Source organism: Massilia niastensis DSM 21313, assembly GCF_000382345.1.
In the GTDB taxonomy this organism is placed as follows: domain Bacteria; phylum Pseudomonadota; class Gammaproteobacteria; order Burkholderiales; family Burkholderiaceae_D; genus Telluria; species Telluria niastensis.
This window is the reverse complement of record NZ_KB908081.1, coordinates 35711-52327: the sequence shown is the minus strand read 5'-3', so window position 1 is coordinate 52327 and position 16617 is coordinate 35711. Positions and strand designations below refer to the sequence as shown.

The 16617-nt window shown below is 63.9% G+C and carries 11 protein-coding genes and 3 tRNA genes; 2 read left to right on the top strand and 12 right to left on the bottom strand.

Annotated features, from left to right (window positions below):
• Positions 1 to 2 precede the first annotated feature (2 nt).
• Positions 3 to 722 carry an ABC transporter ATP-binding protein gene (locus tag H162_RS0105120; protein ID WP_020652376.1) on the bottom strand — a complete coding sequence of 240 codons (720 nt, stop codon included), beginning with the start codon at positions 720 to 722 and terminating at the stop codon, positions 3 to 5.
• Between H162_RS0105120 and H162_RS0105115 the strand changes: the two genes are divergently transcribed.
• Positions 721 to 1350 (top strand): arylesterase, encoded by a 630-nt coding sequence (locus H162_RS0105115; RefSeq protein WP_026354248.1) that lies wholly within the window; start codon positions 721 to 723, stop codon positions 1348 to 1350. The two genes, H162_RS0105120 and H162_RS0105115, sit on opposite strands and share 2 nt — an antisense overlap.
• On the top strand, positions 1347 to 2402 hold the full coding sequence (mnmH, locus tag H162_RS0105110) for a tRNA 2-selenouridine(34) synthase MnmH (protein ID WP_020652374.1): 1056 nt from the start codon (positions 1347 to 1349) through the stop codon (positions 2400 to 2402). The genes H162_RS0105115 and mnmH overlap by 4 nt, the downstream gene beginning before the upstream one ends.
• A 489-nt stretch (positions 2403 to 2891) precedes the next feature.
• Here mnmH and H162_RS0105100 read toward each other — a convergent pair whose 3' ends face one another.
• The 11 genes from H162_RS0105100 to H162_RS0105050 form a co-directional block, all read right to left on the bottom strand.
• Positions 2892 to 4811, bottom strand: coding sequence for a SurA N-terminal domain-containing protein (locus H162_RS0105100; RefSeq protein WP_084676938.1), 1920 nt, complete (start codon positions 4809 to 4811; stop codon positions 2892 to 2894).
• A 118-nt stretch (positions 4812 to 4929) separates the two neighbouring features.
• Positions 4930 to 5006, bottom strand: a tRNA-Asp gene (locus H162_RS0105095).
• Positions 5007 to 5028: 22 nt separating this feature from the next.
• Positions 5029 to 5105 (bottom strand) — tRNA-Asp (locus H162_RS0105090).
• A gap of 154 nt (positions 5106 to 5259) precedes the next feature.
• Positions 5260 to 5532 carry a non-specific DNA-binding protein Hbs gene (gene hbs / locus H162_RS0105085; protein ID WP_005671138.1) on the bottom strand — a complete coding sequence of 91 codons (273 nt, stop codon included), beginning with the start codon at positions 5530 to 5532 and terminating at the stop codon, positions 5260 to 5262.
• Between the two features lie 348 nt (positions 5533 to 5880).
• Entirely contained in the window at positions 5881 to 8286 is a 2406-nt protein-coding gene (gene lon / locus H162_RS0105080) for an endopeptidase La (RefSeq protein ID WP_026354246.1), read from the bottom strand.
• 261 nt (positions 8287 to 8547) lie between these two features.
• Positions 8548 to 9816 (bottom strand): ATP-dependent Clp protease ATP-binding subunit ClpX, encoded by a 1269-nt coding sequence (gene clpX / locus H162_RS0105075; protein WP_020652370.1) that lies wholly within the window; start codon positions 9814 to 9816, stop codon positions 8548 to 8550.
• A 198-nt stretch (positions 9817 to 10014) separates the two neighbouring features.
• Positions 10015 to 10632: an ATP-dependent Clp endopeptidase proteolytic subunit ClpP gene (gene clpP, locus H162_RS0105070; protein WP_026354245.1), complete on the bottom strand. Its 618-nt coding sequence runs from the start codon at positions 10630 to 10632 to the stop codon at positions 10015 to 10017.
• A gap of 99 nt (positions 10633 to 10731) precedes the next feature.
• The gene (tig, locus tag H162_RS0105065; protein WP_026354244.1) at positions 10732 to 12072 is read right to left on the bottom strand and encodes a trigger factor; all 1341 of its coding nucleotides are present in this window, start codon (positions 12070 to 12072) and stop codon (positions 10732 to 10734) included.
• A gap of 31 nt (positions 12073 to 12103) precedes the next feature.
• Positions 12104 to 12190, bottom strand: a tRNA-Leu gene (locus tag H162_RS0105060).
• A 203-nt stretch (positions 12191 to 12393) separates the two neighbouring features.
• A complete protein-coding gene (locus tag H162_RS0105055) occupies positions 12394 to 15480 on the bottom strand; it encodes an efflux RND transporter permease subunit (protein ID WP_020652367.1) in 3087 nt (1028 codons plus the stop codon).
• Entirely contained in the window at positions 15477 to 16613 is a 1137-nt protein-coding gene (locus H162_RS0105050; RefSeq protein WP_026354243.1) for an efflux RND transporter periplasmic adaptor subunit, read from the bottom strand. Before H162_RS0105050 ends, H162_RS0105055 begins: the two co-directional genes overlap by 4 nt.
• Between the last annotated feature and the right edge of the window lie 4 nt (positions 16614 to 16617).

Sequence of the window (16617 nt, the reverse complement as noted above, 5' to 3'; positions counted from 1 at the left end):
CGTCACACGGCCAGGCGGCCGGCGGCGATGGTGAGGGTGCGGCCGCAGCGCGCCGCCATGGCCGGGTCGTGGGTGACCAGGACCAGGGTCGAGCCGCGCTCGCGATTGAGTTCGAACATCAGCTGGATGATGGATTCGCCGGTGGCCGCATCGAGGCTGCCGGTCGGTTCGTCGGCGAACAGCAGCGGCGGTTCGGTGACGAAGGCACGGGCCAGCGCGACGCGCTGCTGTTCGCCGCCCGACAGGTATTTCGGATAGTGCTTCAGGCGGCTCGACAGGCCGACGCGGCCGAGCATTTCGGCGGCCTTCTCGCGCGCCGCGTCGTCGCCGCGCAGTTCGAGCGGCAGCATCACGTTTTCGAGCGCATTCAGGTGGGCCAGCAACTGGAAAGACTGGAACACGAATCCCAGCTTGGCCTTGCGGAAGGCGGCGCGGCCATCCTCGTCGAGGGCGAAGATATCGGTGCCGTCGAGCACGACCTTGCCGGACGAGGGCGTATCGAGGCCGGCCAGGAGGCCGAGCAGGGTCGACTTGCCGGAGCCGGAGGCGCCGACGAGCGCGAGCGTTTCGGCCGGTTGCACGGTAAAATCGATGTCTTGCAGGATGGTGAGTTCGCCGCTGGCGTCCGCCACCTTCTTCGACAGGCCGCTTACCGCGATGGCGGGCGGTCGCTGTGCATCGGTGCTGCCATCATTTTTCGAAGCCTCGGGATTATCACGCATGCTTGTTTTACTTAAAAAGTTGTCTGTCGGCGCACTCTTGACGCTGGCTGCGTCGGCGAGCGCCTATTCTGCACCAAAAACGGTGCTCGTGGTGGGAGACAGCCTGTCGGCCGAATACGGCATCGCGCGCGGAAGCGGCTGGGTCTCCCTGCTCGAACAGAAGCTGAAAGCCGAGAAGATCGACGCCAGGGTGGTCAACGCCAGCATCAGCGGCGAGACCACCAGCGGGGGCCGCGCGCGCCTGCCCGCCCTGCTCGGCCAGCATCGTCCCGACATCGTGGTCATCGAACTCGGCGCCAACGACGGCCTGCGCGGCCTGCCGGTGGCCTCGGCGGAAGCCAACCTGCGCTCCATGATCTCGATGGCGCAGCAGAAGGAAGCCCGGGTGCTGCTGGTCGGCATGCGCATGCCGCCCAACTACGGGCGCGCCTACACCGAGCGCTTCTTCGGCATGTTCAAGACCGTGTCGAGCGAGACCAGGTCGCCGCTGGTGCCCTTCATGCTCGAAGGCGTGGCCGACAAGCCCACGCTGTTCCAGCAGGACCGCCTGCATCCGACCGCCGACGCCCACCCCATCATCCTCTCCAACATCTGGCCGCAATTCGCGCCACTACTCAAGAAACAATGAAATATCCCGCCATCCTGGGCTTCGCCGACATCCTTCCCGAGCTCGACCAGTTCGACACCATCATCGACGCCCGCAGCGAGTCGGAATACGCGCTCGACCACATCCCGGGCGCGATCAACTGCCCGGTACTGAACGACGAGGAGCGCATCCGGGTCGGCACCATGTACAAGCAGGTCGGCGCGTTCGAAGCGAAGAAGCTCGGCGCGCCGATCGTGGCGCACAACATCGCGCGCTACATCGACACCCTGTTCGCCGACAAGCCGCGCGAGTGGAAGCCGCTGGTCTACTGCTGGCGCGGCGGCAACCGCAGCGGCTCGATGGCGCACATCCTGGCGCGCGTCGGCTGGCCGGTGGTGCAGCTCGACGGCGGCTACAAGGCCTACCGCGCGCACGTGAGCGCGGCGCTGGAGAGCCCGCCCGCGCTGCAGTTCCGGGTGGTGTGCGGCACCACGGGCAGCGGCAAGAGCCGGCTGCTGGAGACGCTGGACCGCATCGGCGCCCAGGTGCTGGACCTGGAACGCCTGGCCGCCCACCGCGGCTCGGTGCTGGGCCATCTGCCGAACGAGCCGCAGCCGTCCCAGAAGATGTTCGAGAGCCGGATGTGGGACAAGCTGCGCCGCTTCGATCCGGCCAGGCCGGTATTCGTCGAATCCGAGAGCAAGAAGGTCGGCAACCTGCGGGTACCGGACGCGGTGATGGAGCGCATGCGGGCTTCGCCCTGCATCGCCGTGAACCTGTCGCGTCCGAACCGGGTGCGCCTGCTGATGGAGGATTACCAGCACTTCTGTGCGGATCCCGCGGCGCTCAACGGGCAGCTGGCGCACCTGGTGCAGTTGCATGGACGGGCCAGGATCGAGGCCTGGCAGCAGATGGCTACCGGCGGGGCGATGGCGGAGCTGGTCGACCAGCTTCTGGTGGAACACTACGACCCCGCCTACCTGCGCTCGATCGATCGGAATTTCGTGCAGTATGCCAAGGCGGAAGTGCTGGAGCTGAGCGATATCGCGGAGAGCGATTTCGTGGCGGCGGCGAAGGCCTTGCACGCGGCCTGAACCGCGCACAAATAAAAAGAAAGCCCGGCCTGCCCGCGCAGCCGGGCTTTTTTCCATCAGGCGAACCGCTGACTGCTTCTCCTGGTTACCGCGACCCGCAGCCTTCAATTCAAGCTTGCGGCATTCAGGGTCAGGTCTGTCATTCGGACACCGATCGAGCACCTTTGCTCAATCTCAAAATGCTGGTTTGTTTATCCCAAACTCATCATTACTCGGCTCGCATTCTTCACCGCAACCCACGCACCGCCGACAATGTCGGGAAGAGGAAAAATAAGTCGCAGCATATTTAAAATCGTTCTGACATTTCGCAAGGATTATGCGTCGCTGTCCGAATGACAGATCTGACCCTGAATGCCGGATCTCCGGACGATATCGCGGAGAGCGATTTCGTGGCGGCGGTGGAGGCCTTGCGCGCGGCCTGAACAGGCACGCAAATAAAAAAGCCCGGCCTGCTCACGCAGCCGGGCTTTTTGCCTTCAGGCGAACCGCTTACTGGCTGGCCTGGTTGCCGAGGTCCGCAGCCTTCACATTGACCTTGGCCTTGGCCTTCACCTTCAGCGCTTCGATGTAGTTGAACATCTCCTGCTGGCCCACGATGGTGCCGATCTGTTCCGCTTCCTGCTTGCGGCGCGCCTGGTCAGGCTGGGCGGTTTGCGCCACCTTGCCGATGCGGTACACGCCATAGCCCTGGCCCGGCAGCTCGACGCCCACGTAGGCCGGCAGCTTGCTGACATCGGCCTTCAGCACGGCCAGCGCCGCGGTCGGATTGATGCCCGGCTCCTTGGTGCGCGAGACGAGTTTCGCTTCGCCGAAACCGGCCGCATCGCCCGCCGCCTTGGCGGCGTTCAGCTTCGCTTCGCCGGCCACGCGCGCCAGGCGCGCAGCTTCTTCCAGGCTCACGCGCTGGCGGATCGCGGCATCGACTTCAGCCAGCGGACGCTTCGAGGCCGGGCGGAACTCGGTCACGCGGCCGGCGACCAGCACGCTCGGCGCCACTTCCACCGCTTCGGTGTTGCGCTTGTTCTTCACCGCGTCCGTGCCGAACAGCGCGGCCAGGAACTTCTCGTTGTTGAACGGCGCCTGGCCCAGGGCCGGATTCGGCTTGCGGGTCAGGTTGTCGACGGTCTGGATCTTCAGGCCCAGCTTGTCGGCCACCGGCTTCAGGCTGTCGGCCTGCTCATACACGGTGTTGCTGAACACCTCGGCCAGTTCCGAATACTTCTTCGACATCTTCTGCTTCTTCAGCTCGGCCGCGATCTCGTCCTTCGCCGCCTCCAGCGCCTTCTGGGCCGCCGGCTTCACCGCCGTGACCTTGATCACGTGGTAGCCGAACTCGGACTGCACCACGCCGCTGATCTCGCCTTCCTTCAGCGCGTAGATCACGTCTTCGACCGGCTTGACGAACAGGCCCTTCTCGACCACGCCGAGGTCGCCGCCCGCCTGGGCCGAGCCAGTGTCCTGCGACTGCGCCTTGGCGATCGCGGCGAAGTTCGCCGGGTTCTTGCGCACTTCGGCCAGCACGGCTTCCGCCTTGGCCTTGGCCGCAGCCTGGTCGGCCGGCTTGGCGTCGCGCGGCGCGTTGATCAGGATGTGGCTCGCGCTGCGCTGCTCAGGCGTCGTGAAGCTCTTCAGGTTCTTGTTGTAGTACTCGGTCAGCTCGGCGTCGGTCACCTGGACCTGGCTTTCCACCACGGCCGGATCGAACACCACGTATTCCGCCTTCACCTGTTCCGGGATCTGGAACAGCTGCGCGTTCTTCTCGTAGTAGGCCTTGACCATCTCGTCGGTGACCTTCACCTGCGGCAGGTAGGTCGCGACCGGGAACAGGACTTCCTGGACTTCGCGTTCCTGGTCGTTGATGTCCGACAGGCGTGCGGCGACCGAGCGCGGCGCGAACGCGGTGGCCTGGATCGAACCGGACAGCTGCTGGATGGTCAGGTCGCGGCGCAGGCGCGCGTCGAACATCGCCGGGGTCATGCCCTGGGCCGCCAGCGCGGCCTTGTACTGCTCCATGTCGAAGCTGCCGTCCGGCTTGCGGAAGGCCTGGATGTCCATGATGGTCTTCTGCAGCGTCGCGTCGCTCACGTTCATGTGGGCACGGGCGATCTCGGCGCCGATGGCGCGTTCGGCCACCAGGCTGTTCAGGATCGACTGCTTGGCTTCCGGCGTCTCGAACATCTTCTGGTCGAACTGCGGACCCATGGCCTGGCGGGCCTGGTCGATCTGGCGGCGCTGGGCTTCGTCCCATTCCTGCTGGGTGACCTTCTGGCCGGCGACGGTCGCCACGCCATTGGCCGCGTCGCCGCGGTCCTGGTAGCTCTCGATACCGACGAAGACGAACGACGGCACGATCAGCACCAGCAGCAAGCCCTGCATCACCCGCTTGTTTTCACGAACAAATTCAAACATGGTCAGCCATTCAAGGTTGAAAATGCTTTAACAGCACAGTTAAAAAAAAAGGCGAACTTTCGTTCGCCCCTTCTGCCTGGAGCCCACCCGAAGGGCTAACTCCAGTACTACTGAATTCTGGCGGAGCGGACGGGGCTCGAACCCGCGACCCCCGGCGTGACAGGCCGGTATTCTAACCAACTGAACTACCGCTCCAGATTCTTGTCATGTTTTTTGTTGGCGGAGCGGACGGGGCTCGAACCCGCGACCCCCGGCGTGACAGGCCGGTATTCTAACCAACTGAACTACCGCTCCAGCAAAAAACACTTCAATGCGCATCAGGACGGTTGAAGCCGAGAGACCCAGCTTCGCGCCTGGTTATTTCAAGCTTTCCCGAAACAGGGAACGCTCATGACATCACCAGGCACCATCTTGCTACTGCCCTTCGCGAGTCACCGCGAAGAAGGCATTAGTTTACAGCATCTTTTAGAGCTTTACCAGCCTTAAATTTCGGAACCTTGGCGGCCTTGATCTTGATCGGTTCCTTGGTACGCGGATCGCGGCCGGTGCGTGCGGCACGCTCGCCCACCGTGAAGGTGCCGAAGCCGACCAGCGTGACGCTGTCGTTCTTCTTCAGGCTTTCGGTAACGGCTTCGATCATGGCGTCGAGTGCGCGCGTCGCCGAGGCCTTCGTAATGTCCGCGGACTTCGCGATTTCTTCGATCAGTTCTGTCTTGTTCACTCGTTTCCTCGTTTATCCATTCTTGACGCCCGGGGCGCCGTCCTGCAAAAGTGCAGCGCGTATTAAACAAGGGCAACATTCGTATGTCAAGCACAAGGATTGAGGGCTTCCTCGGTTGTGCTGATGCATCGATGGCTGGCGCCGGCGATAGCTCGACTGAATGTGCGCCCTGTGTCACTCATTATCTGCCAGCTGCCGCCGCACCGTCATTCCCGCGAAGGCGGGAACCCCGGTGCGCTGCGCTCCTACAGACACAGGCAGGAAGCGTCGCTGGACTGTGCGCAGCGGGAAGCACACGAATAAAAACAGGCGCCCGAAGGCGCCTGCTCTAGCGGTCGATGAAACCGATCAGTGCTTGACGACCTCGCCCTGCCCTTCGCCGGCAGGCGTCGGCGCGACGGCGACGCTCGGGACCTCGACCAGCGCTTCAGGCTGGCGTTCCAGCGCGACCTCGAGCACCTTCTCGATCCAGCGCACCGGCACGATCTCGAGCTTGTTCTTGACGTTGTCCGGGATCTCGGCCAGGTCCTTCACGTTCTGCTCGGGGATCAGCACCGTCTTGATGCCGCCGCGATGCGCCGCCAGCAGCTTCTCTTTCAGGCCGCCGATCGGCAGCACTTCGCCGCGCAGCGTGATCTCGCCGGTCATCGCCACGTCGGCGCGGACCGGGATGCCGGTGAACACCGACACCAGCGCGGTGGTCATCGCGATACCCGCGGACGGACCGTCCTTCGGCGTCGCGCCTTCCGGCACGTGGATGTGGATGTCGGTCTTCTCGAACACGTCGCCCTTGATGCCCAGGCGCTGCGCGCGGCTGCGCACCACGGTGCGGGCGGCTTCGATCGATTCCTTCATCACGTCGCCCAGCGTACCGGTGCGGATGATGGCGCCCTTGCCCGGCACGTTCACCGCCTCGATGGTCAGCAGGTCGCCGCCCACCTCGGTCCATGCCAGACCCACCACCTGGCCGATCTGGTTTTCCTTCTCGGCCACGCCGAAGTCGTAGCGGCGCACGCCCAGGAACTTGTCCAGGTTCTTGCCGTTGACGATGACGCGCTTCTCGGTCTTCTTCAGCAGCAGCATCTTGACCACCTTGCGGCAGATCTTCGACACTTCGCGCTCGAGCGAACGCACGCCGGCTTCGCGGGTGTAGTAACGGATGATGTCGCGGATCGCGGACTCTTCGACCTTGATCTCCTCTTCCTTCAGGCCGTTGTTCTTGACCTGCTTCGGCAGCAGGTAGCGCTGCGCGATGCTGGTCTTCTCGTCCTCGGTGTAACCCGAGAGGCGGATCACTTCCATCCGGTCGAGCAGCGCCGGCGGGATGTTGAACGAGTTCGAGGTCGCCACGAACATCACGTCCGACAGGTCGAAGTCCACTTCCAGGTAGTGGTCCGAGAACGTGTGGTTCTGTTCCGGGTCCAGCACCTCGAGCAGGGCCGACGACGGGTCGCCGCGGAAGTCCGCGCCCATCTTGTCGATCTCGTCGAGCAGGAACAGCGGGTTGCGCACGCCGACCTTCGCCAGCGATTGCAGCACCTTGCCCGGCATCGAACCGATGTAGGTACGGCGGTGGCCGCGGATCTCGGCCTCGTCACGCACGCCGCCGAGGGCCATGCGCACGAACTTGCGGTTCGTGGCGCGGGCGATCGACTGGCCGAGCGAGGTCTTGCCGACGCCCGGAGGACCGACGAAGCACAGGATCGGGGCCTTCAGCTTGTCGACGCGCTGCTGCACCGCGAGGTACTCGAGGATGCGTTCCTTGATCTTGTCGAGGCCATAGTGGTCGGCTTCGAGCACGTTCTGGGCGTTCTCGAGGTCGGAGGTGACCTTCGATTTCTTTTTCCACGGCAGGCCGACCAGGGTGTCGATGTAGTTGCGCACCACGGTCGCTTCGGCCGACATCGGCGACATCAGCTTGAGCTTGCGGATCTCGGCCTGGGCCTTTTCCATTGCCTCTTTCGGCATCTTGGCGGCGATGACTTTCTTCTCGAGCTCTTCGATGTCGGCGCCTTCTTCGCCTTCACCCAGCTCTTTCTGGATCGCCTTGACCTGTTCGTTCAGGTAGTACTCGCGCTGCGATTTTTCCATCTGGCGCTTGACGCGGCCACGGATGCGTTTTTCGACCTGCAGGATGTCGAGTTCGCCTTCAAGCTGGCCGAGCAGGTGCTCCAGGCGCTTGGCGACGTTGAAGATCTCCAGGATGACCTGCTTCTGCTCGAGCTTGAGCGGCAGGTGGGCGGCCACGGTATCGGCCAGGCGGCCGGCGTCGTCGATGCCGGCCAGCGACGCCAGGATCTCCGGTGGGATCTTCTTGTTCAGTTTGACGTACTGGTCGAACTGCTGGACGATGGCGCGGCGCATGGCCTCGACTTCGGAATCGTCGCCGATTTCCGATTGCACCGGGGTCAGTTCGGCCACGAAGTGGGTTGGCGCATCGGTGATCTGGTCGATGCGCGCACGCTGGGCGCCTTCGACCAGCACCTTCACGGTGCCGTCCGGCAGCTTCAGCATTTGCAGGATGTTGGCCACGCAGCCGATCTCGTAGATGTCTGCGGCGGAAGGTTCGTCCTTGGCGGCCGCCTTCTGGGCAGCCAGCATGATGCTCTTGCCCTGCTCCATCGCGGCTTCGAGGGCCTTGATCGATTTCGGGCGACCGACGAACAGAGGTATCACCATATGCGGGAACACGACCACGTCGCGCAACGGCAGGAGGGGCAGCGTCGTTTGCTCGGTTAATTTGGAAGTTGTCATGGCATACCTTATAGAAAGCGTGTTGCTGAACTTGGGCACTCGCGGCAAAAACTCAAGACCGCCGCGAAAATATTTTCTACAAGTAAAAAAATCACTGGTGAAAAATGGCCATTCCAATAAAAGCCGCCATTTAAAATGAAAAAGCCACCACGCGGCGTACCGCGAGTGGCTTTACGGATGAAGCCGGCGTCTTTTATGAGATCGATTTTACCGATATGAGTCCGTGCGGCAAGCGTTTTATTGCGTGCGCACAGGCTTTTTTCAGTTTTCCCCAGACGCTTTGGGCGATTCGCTGTAAATCAGCAAAGGTTTTGCCGCATTCGTGATCGTATTTTCATCGATGACGACCTTCACGACATTTTGCTGGCTTGGCAGCTCGTACATGACATCCAGCAGCGCGTGCTCGAGAATCGAGCGCAGGCCACGGGCGCCGGTCTTGCGCGCCAGCGCCTTGCGGGCGATCGCGTGCAGGGCCGCAGGACGAATTTCGAGTTCGGCGCCTTCCATTTCAAGCAGCTTCGAGTATTGCTTGATCAGGGCGTTCTTCGGCTCTATCAAAATCTGGATCAGCGCCTCTTCCGTCAGTTCACTCAGGGTGGCGACCACCGGCAGGCGACCGACGAGTTCGGGGATGAGGCCGAACTTGATCAGGTCTTCCGGTTCCGCTTCCATCAGGATGTCGCTGTTCGAGCGCTCGCTCTGGCTCTTGACCGTGGCCGCGAAACCGATACCGCTCTTTTCGGAACGGTTCTGGATGATCTTGGCCAGGCCGTCGAAGGCGCCGCCGCAGATGAACATGATGTTGGTCGTGTCGATCTGGACGAAGTCCTGGTTCGGATGCTTGCGCCCGCCCTGCGGCGGTACCGACGCCATGGTGCCTTCGATGAGCTTGAGCAGGGCCTGCTGCACGCCCTCGCCCGACACGTCGCGCGTGATCGACGGGTTGTCGGACTTGCGCGAGATCTTGTCGATCTCGTCGATGTAGACGATGCCGCGCTGAGCCTTCTCGACTTCGTAGTTGCAGCTCTGCAGGAGCTTCTGGATGATGTTCTCGACGTCTTCGCCGACATAGCCGGCTTCCGTCAGGGTGGTCGCGTCGGCGATCACGAACGGAACGTTGAGCATGCGCGCCAGGGTCTGGGCCAGCAGGGTCTTGCCGGAGCCCGTCGGGCCGACCAGCAGGATGTTGCTCTTGGCCAGTTCGACGTCGTCCTTCTTGCCCAGGTGCTTGAGGCGCTTGTAATGGTTGTAGACCGCCACCGACAGGATGCGCTTGGCCGTTTGCTGGCCAATCACGTACTGGTCGAGCAGTTCGGTGATTTCGTGCGGCGTCGGCAGGTCGGACTTGGCGCCCGCCACCGATTCGACGTTCGAAGTCTCATCACGGATGATGTCGTTGCACAGGTCGATGCACTCGTCACAGATGAACACCGACGGTCCCGCGATCAGCTTCTTGACCTCGTGCTGGCTCTTTCCGCAGAAGGAGCAGTACAGGAGTTTCTCGCCGCTGGAGGATTTTTTGTCTGACATGGGGCAGGGTTTCTATTGAATTGCTATTAATATAACGCTAATACGAGTGCGCAACAAGTGCGATACCGCACAGAGGACACGCAAGAGCTTCGCACACGGACATGCTACCCGAAATAAAAACGAAACGCCCGAACGTGTTTGCGCCCGGGCGTTTTTTGGCAACACTGCGAAGCTTGCCTGAGGTTCCCGTTGGGTGCGTTATCCGCGGCTGGTCAGCACCCTGTCGATCAGACCGTACTCCACAGCTTCTTCGCCGGACATGAAGCGGTCGCGGTCGGTGTCCTTGTGGATCTGTTCCATCGTCTGGCCGGTACGCTCGGCCAGGATGCGGTTCAGGCGCTCGCGCAGGTACAGGATTTCCTTGGCCTGGATCTCGATGTCCGACGCCTGGCCCTGCGAACCACCGGACGGCTGGTGGATCATGATGCGCGAGTTCGGCAGCGAGAAACGCTTGCCCTTGGCGCCGGCGGCGAGCAGGAACGCGCCCATCGACGCGGCCAGGCCCGTGCACAGCGTGGAGACGTCCGGCTTGATGAAATTCATCGTGTCGAAGATCGCCAGGCCCGCCGAAACGGAACCGCCCGGGGAATTGATGTAGAGGGAGATATCCTTGTCCGGATTCTCGCTCTCCAGGAACAGCAGCTGGGCCACGATGAGGTTGGCCATCTGGTCGTTGACAGGGCCGACCAGGAAGATCACGCGCTCCTTGAGGAGGCGCGAGTAGATGTCGTAGGCGCGTTCGCCGCGGCCACTCTGTTCGATCACCATCGGCACCATGCCGAGTGCCTGTGTATCCAATGCCGGATTTCGAATCATACCTGTCTCGTTCCTTGTAAGAAAGGGCTTGGGGGAACCTCGACATTCGCCAAGGTCTCCTTGAGGAAAAAGCCGGCCACAAGGGCCGGCAAGTCCAACTTAAGCCTGTGGGTTGCTGCCCATCAGTTCATCGAAAGCGACGGTCTTGGAGGAGACCTTCGCCTTGCCAAGCACATAGTTGACGACGTTTTCTTCCAATACAAGAGCTTCCACTTCGCCCAGGCGGCGACGGTCGCTGTAGTAGTACTTCAGGACTTCCTTCGGATCTTCGTAGCTCTGCGAGAAGTCTTCGATCTGCGCCTTCACCTGCTCTTGGGTTGCTTGCAGGTTGTTGTCGCTAACCAGTTGCGACAGGATCAGGCCCAGGCGCACGCGGCGCTCTGCCTTGTCCTTGAACATTTCCGAAGGGAACGGCAGGTTCTTGACGTCCATGCCGCGCTGGGCCATGTCCTGGCGGGTCATTTCGGCCAGGCGCTCGGAGTCCTGGTCGATCATGACCTTCGGCACGTCCAGCTCGGTCGACTTGACCAGGGCGTCCATCACGGCTTCCTTGTTGCGGGCCTTGACGCGGGCCTTGACTTCACGCTCCAGGTTGACCTTGATGTCTTCGCGCATTTTCTCGATCGAACCGTCTTCGATACCCAGCGACTGGGCGAATTCGGTGTCGACTTCCGGCAGGTGCGCCCATTCCAGCTTCTTCAGCGTGATGGTGAACTCGGCGGTTTTACCGGCCACGTCCTTGCCATGGTAGTCTTCCGGGAAGGCCAGCGGGAAGGTCTTGCTTTCGCCGACTTTCAGGCCGACGGTCGCGGCTTCGAATTCCGGCAGCATGCGGCCTTCGCCCAGCACGAAGGCGTAGTCCTCGGCCTTGCCGCCGGCGAACTCGACGCCATCCAGGGTGCCGACGAAGTCGACGGTCACGCGGTCGCCGTTGGCGGCGACGGCTTCGCCGCCGGTGCCGTGCTCGCCCGCCTCACCCTTGGTGTGGTAGTGCACGCGCTGCTTGCGCAGGATGTCGATGGTCTTGTCGATCTCGGCGTCGGTCACTTCGGTGGCCACGGTGTCGATCTCGACGCCGGCCAGGTCGCTCAGGACCACTTCCGGGTAGACTTCAAAGGTCGCGTCGAAGGCCAGCATGCCTTCCGGCGCTTCCTCTTTCGGTTCGATTTTCGGGAAACCGGCAACGCGCAGTTCGTTTTCGTTGGCGGCATCGTTGAATGCACGGCCGACCTTGTCGTTCAGGACGTCGGTCTCGATCTGGTAGCCGTACTGGGCTGCGACCATCTTCAGGGGCACTTTGCCCGGACGGAAACCAGGCGCCTTGGCCGTCTTGGCCTGCTTCTTGAGGCGCTTTTCTACTTCCGTACGGACGTCAGCGACCGGAAAAGAGATCGTCAAGCGACGTTCGAGTTTACCCAGGGTTTCGACTGCAGTTGCCATTGTAAAAATCGTCCAAAAAAATAATTGTTCGTGGTGCGAGGAGCGGGACTCGAACCCGCACACCATTGCTGGCGTCAGGACCTAAACCTGGTGCGTCTACCAATTTCGCCATCCTCGCGCAGGATTGCATATATTGCCAACAAAAACAAAGGGCGCCCGAGAAAGAAACCGGCCGCCCTGCACTCCTCTGTTTAGGGGCTACAACTTCAATCAATTATTTTACTGGATTTTCTGACACTACTGGGCGTTTTTTGAATTCCACCGTCGAGTATGGCCGTCGAGACAAGTATGAATTGCCATTTCGGATGCCGGTAGCACGCATCAGCGCACCGGCTTCTTCACCCTGAACCAGGCCGCATACAGCGCCGGCAGGAACAGCAGGGTCAGGGCCGTGGCCACCAGCAGGCCGCCCATGATCGCCACCGCCATCGGTCCCCAGAACACCGAGCGCGACAGCGGAATCATGGCCAGCGCCGCGGCGGCGGCCGTCAGCACGATCGGCCGGCAGCGCCGCACCGCCGAATCGACGATCGCATCCCAGGCCTCGGCGCCGTTGGCGATGTCCTGCTCGATCTGGTCGACCAGGATCACCGAATTCCGGATGATCATCCCGAACAGCGCGATCACGCCCAGGTTGGCGACGAAGCCGAACGGCCGCCCCAGCAGCAGCAGCGCCATCGCCGCCCCCGCCACCCCCAGCGGCCCGGTCAGGAACACCAGCAGCGCGCGCGAGAAGCTGTGCAGCTGCAGCATCAGCAGGGTGAACACGATGAACAGCACCAGCGGCACGTTGGCCATGATCGAGGCTTCGGCGTCCGAGCTGTCGGCCGCGGCGCCTTCGACGGTGACGCGGTAGCCGGCCGGCAGCCTGGCGCGGATATCGGCCAGCTTCGCGTCCACCTGGCCGGTGACGGTCGGCCCCTGGATCCCTTCGACCACGTCGGACTGCACCATGATCGCCCACTCGCGCCCCTGGCGCCAGACCACGCCCGGCTCCCACACGAAGCGCACGCGCGCCACCTGGCTGAGGGGCACGGCGCGCCCTTCCGCGGTCGGCACCAGCGCTTCCGACAGGCGGGTGATGGTCGAGCGCTCCTCCAGCGGCTGGCGCACCACGATGTCGATCAGGCGGTTGGTCTCGCGGAACTGGCCGATCCGGGTGCCGGTCAGCGTGGTGTTGACCACCCGCCGCACCGATTGCGAGGTCACGCCAAGGGCGCGCAGCTTGTCCTGGTCGAGATCCAGGCGCAGCACCTTGACCGACTCGTTCCAGTTGTCGTTCACGCCCAGCGTGTTCGGGTTGGCGCGCATCACGTCCTTGACCTGGTCGGCCACCCGGCGCACCACGCCGATGTCGGGACCGAGCACCTGGAACTGCACCGGATACGGCACCGGCGGCCCGTTCGGCAGCAGCTTGACCCGTCCGCGCACTTCCGGGAAATCGTCGCGGAAGGCCGCGGTGATCTTGTCGAGCAGCGCCGCGCGCGCCCTGGCGTCGACCGGCAGCACGACCAGCTGCGACACGTTCGACTGCGGGAAGATCTGGTCCAGCGGCAGGTAGAAACGCGGGCTGCCGGTGCCGACATAGCTGGTCACGCTCTTCACGCCCTCCTGCCTGGCGAGGAAGGCTTCGAAGCGCTTTACAGTCGCCTCGCTGGCGGCAAAGCTGGTGCCCTCGGGCGACCACATCTCGACCATCAGCTCGGGGCGGCTGGAATCGGGGAAGAACTGCTTCTCGATGAAGTTGAAGCCGAACACGCCCAGCGCGAACACGCCCAGGCTGAGGGCGATGGTCGTCTTGCGCCACTCGACGCAGCGGTTCACCAGGCCGCGGAAGCGCCGGTACATCGGCGTGTCGAACACGTCGTGCTCGCTCTCGCCGTGGCCGTGCGGCTTGACCTTCAGCAGGACGAAGCCGATGTAGGGCGTGAACAGCACCGCCACCACCCAGGAGATCATGAGCGCGATCGCATTCACCGAGAACATCGTGAACGTGTATTCGCCGGCCGCCGACCTGGCCAGGCCGATCGGCAGGAAGCCGGCCGCCGTGATCAGGGTCCCGGTCAGCATCGGCATGGCGGTCGAGGTGTAGGCGAAGGTGGCCGCCTCGAAGCGCGACAGCCCCTCCTCCATCTTGCGCACCATCATCTCGACCGCGATGATCGCATCGTCGACCAGCAGGCCGAGCGCGATGATCAGGGCGCCGAGCGAGATCTTGTGCAGCGATATGTCGAGGATGTGCATGCACAGGAAGGTGATCGCCAGCACCAGCGGAATCGTGAGCGCCACCACCAGGCCGGGCCAGATGTCGACCCGCAGCTTCGGCCTGGTATGCAGGCCGAGCGACAGGAAGGACACCACCAGCACGATGACCACCGCCTCGACCAGCACCTTGACGAATTCGCTGACCGATTCCGTGACCGCGCGCGGCTGGTCGGCCACCCGTTCCAGCTCGATCCCGACCGGCAGCTGGGAGCGGATGCGCGCCACCGTCTCGTCCAGGCCCTTGCCCATCTGGATGATGTTGCCGCCCTTCTCCATCGACACGCCCAGGCCGATCACTTCCTTGCCGTTGAAGCGCATCTTGTCCGTGGGCGGATCCTGGTAGCCGCGCCTGACGGTGGCGAAGTCGCCCAGGCGGAAGGTGGCGCCGCCGGCGCGCAGCTGCAGGTCCTCGATCTCTCCCAGCTGGCGCAGGGCCCCGGTGACGCGCACCTGCAGGTTGTCGCTCGGCGTGACCAGCACGCCGCTGGCCTCGACCTCGTTCTGGGTCGCGATCTGGTTGACGATCTGCTCGAAGGGCAGGCCCAGCTGGGCGAACTTCTTGCTCGAGAACTCGATGTAGACCTTCTCGTTCTGGACCCCGAACTGCTCCACTTTCGCGACCAGCGGCACGCGCAGCAGCTGCTGGCGCACGAAGTCGGCGTAGTCGCGCATCTCGGCATAGGTGAAGCCGTCCGCCGACAGCGCGAAGATCGAGCCGTAGGTGTCGCCGAATTCGTCGTTGAAGAAGGGCCCGACCACCCCCTGCGGCAGGGTGGCGGCCATGTCGCCGATCTTCTTGCGCACCTGGTACCAGGCCGGCCCGGTTTCCTTCGGCGGGGTCGCTTCGCGCAGCTCGAGGATGATGGTGGTCTCGCCCGGCTTGGAAAAGCTGCGGATCTTGTCGATATAGGGCGTTTCCTGCAGCTTGCGCTCGAGCGGATCGGTGACCTGCTCGGCCATCTGGAGGGCGGTGGCGCCCGGCCACACGGCGCGGACCACCATGGCGCGGAAGGTGAACGGCGGGTCCTCGTCCTGGCCCAGCTGCTGGTAGCTCAGCACGCCGAAGATCAGGAGCGCCGCGATCAGGTAGCGCGTGAGCGGGATGTGTTCCAGCGCCCAGCGCGACAGGTTGAATCCCTTCATCGGTCGCCCCCGCCCGAGACCGCGGCCTCGGTGTCGGCGCGGCGCGCGACGTCGGCGGTCAGGATGCGGACCTTCTGTCCGTTCTTCAGCAGGTGCACGCCGGCGGTGACCACGCTCTGGCCGGCCTGCACGCCGCCGCCCAGCAGCACGTCGTTATCGACCTGGCCCGCGACCGCCACCTTCGCCAGGCGCACCGCGCCGTTCTCGACCACCCAGACGTGGGTCGCCCCCTGGTTCTGGACCAGGGCGGACAGCGGCACGCGCAGGCTGCTTGCGCCATTGCCGCTGGCGATCTGCACGGTCGCGGTCATGCCCAGGCGGATCTCGGGCCGCGCCGGGATCGACACCTTGACCGTGTAGGTGCGGCTGGCCGGATCGGCCATCGGCGAGACCTCGCGGATCTTGCCGGGAATCGCCCGGCCGCGGTCGGCCCACAGGCGCACGCTGACATCGCCGGCCTGGCGCAGCGCCTCGACCCTGTCCTCGGGGATCCCGATCACGACTTCCTTCTCGTCGGTGCGCGCCACCCGCACCACCGGCGCGCCGGCCGCGACGACCTGGCCGGCCTCGGCGTCGATGGCGGTGACGACGCCATCGAGGTCCGCCACCAGGCTCGCGTAGCCGGCCTGGTTGGCCTGGCCGCGGAACGCCGCGCGCGCGGCGTCGACGTTGGCCTCGGCCGCCTTCAGCGCGCTTTCCCGGGCCTCGAGCACGGCCTGGCTGACGAAATTCCGGGCGCGCAGGTCGACGTGGCGCTGGTAGTCGGCCCGCGCCAGGTCACGCTCGGTCTCGGCCGCGCGCAGGCTCGCGCGCGCCTGGTTCTCGGCCAGGCGCAGGTCCTGCGGGTCGAGCCGCATCAGGACCTGGCCACGCCGCACGGCGGCGCCGACGTCCACCTTGCGCTCGACGATCTTGCCGCCGACCCGGAAGCCCAGGCGCGACTCGTAGCGCGGCCGGACCTCGCCCGAGAACTCGGCGCGCTCGCCGACCGCATCGAGGCTGAGCGTGACGACGCGCACCGGGCGGATGTCTTCGGTCCTGGGGGCGGGCTTGGAACAGGCGGCCAGCACGGCCGCGGCCAGCGCGGCCGCGACGGCGGCGCGCAACGGGCGGAAGGGAAGTCGGGCGAACACGTTG

Bases quoted from the DNA above. Each gene is read 5' to 3' on its own strand.
- lon (WP_026354246.1), bottom strand. From the start codon at position 8,286: ATGACAACTTCCAAATTAACCGAGCAAACGACGCTGCCCCTCCTGCCG.
- clpX (WP_020652370.1), bottom strand. From the start codon at position 9,816: ATGTCAGACAAAAAATCCTCCAGCGGCGAGAAACTCCTGTACTGCTCC.
- clpP (WP_026354245.1), bottom strand. From the start codon at position 10,632: ATGATTCGAAATCCGGCATTGGATACACAGGCACTCGGCATGGTGCCG.
- H162_RS0105115 (WP_026354248.1), top strand. From the start codon at position 721: ATGCTTGTTTTACTTAAAAAGTTGTCTGTCGGCGCACTCTTGACGCTG.
- H162_RS0105055 (WP_020652367.1), bottom strand. From the start codon at position 15,480: ATGAAGGGATTCAACCTGTCGCGCTGGGCGCTGGAACACATCCCGCTC.
- H162_RS0105100 (WP_084676938.1), bottom strand. From the start codon at position 4,811: ATGTTTGAATTTGTTCGTGAAAACAAGCGGGTGATGCAGGGCTTGCTG.
- H162_RS0105120 (WP_020652376.1), bottom strand. From the start codon at position 722: ATGCGTGATAATCCCGAGGCTTCGAAAAATGATGGCAGCACCGATGCA.
- tig (WP_026354244.1), bottom strand. From the start codon at position 12,072: ATGGCAACTGCAGTCGAAACCCTGGGTAAACTCGAACGTCGCTTGACG.
- mnmH (WP_020652374.1), top strand. From the start codon at position 1,347: ATGAAATATCCCGCCATCCTGGGCTTCGCCGACATCCTTCCCGAGCTC.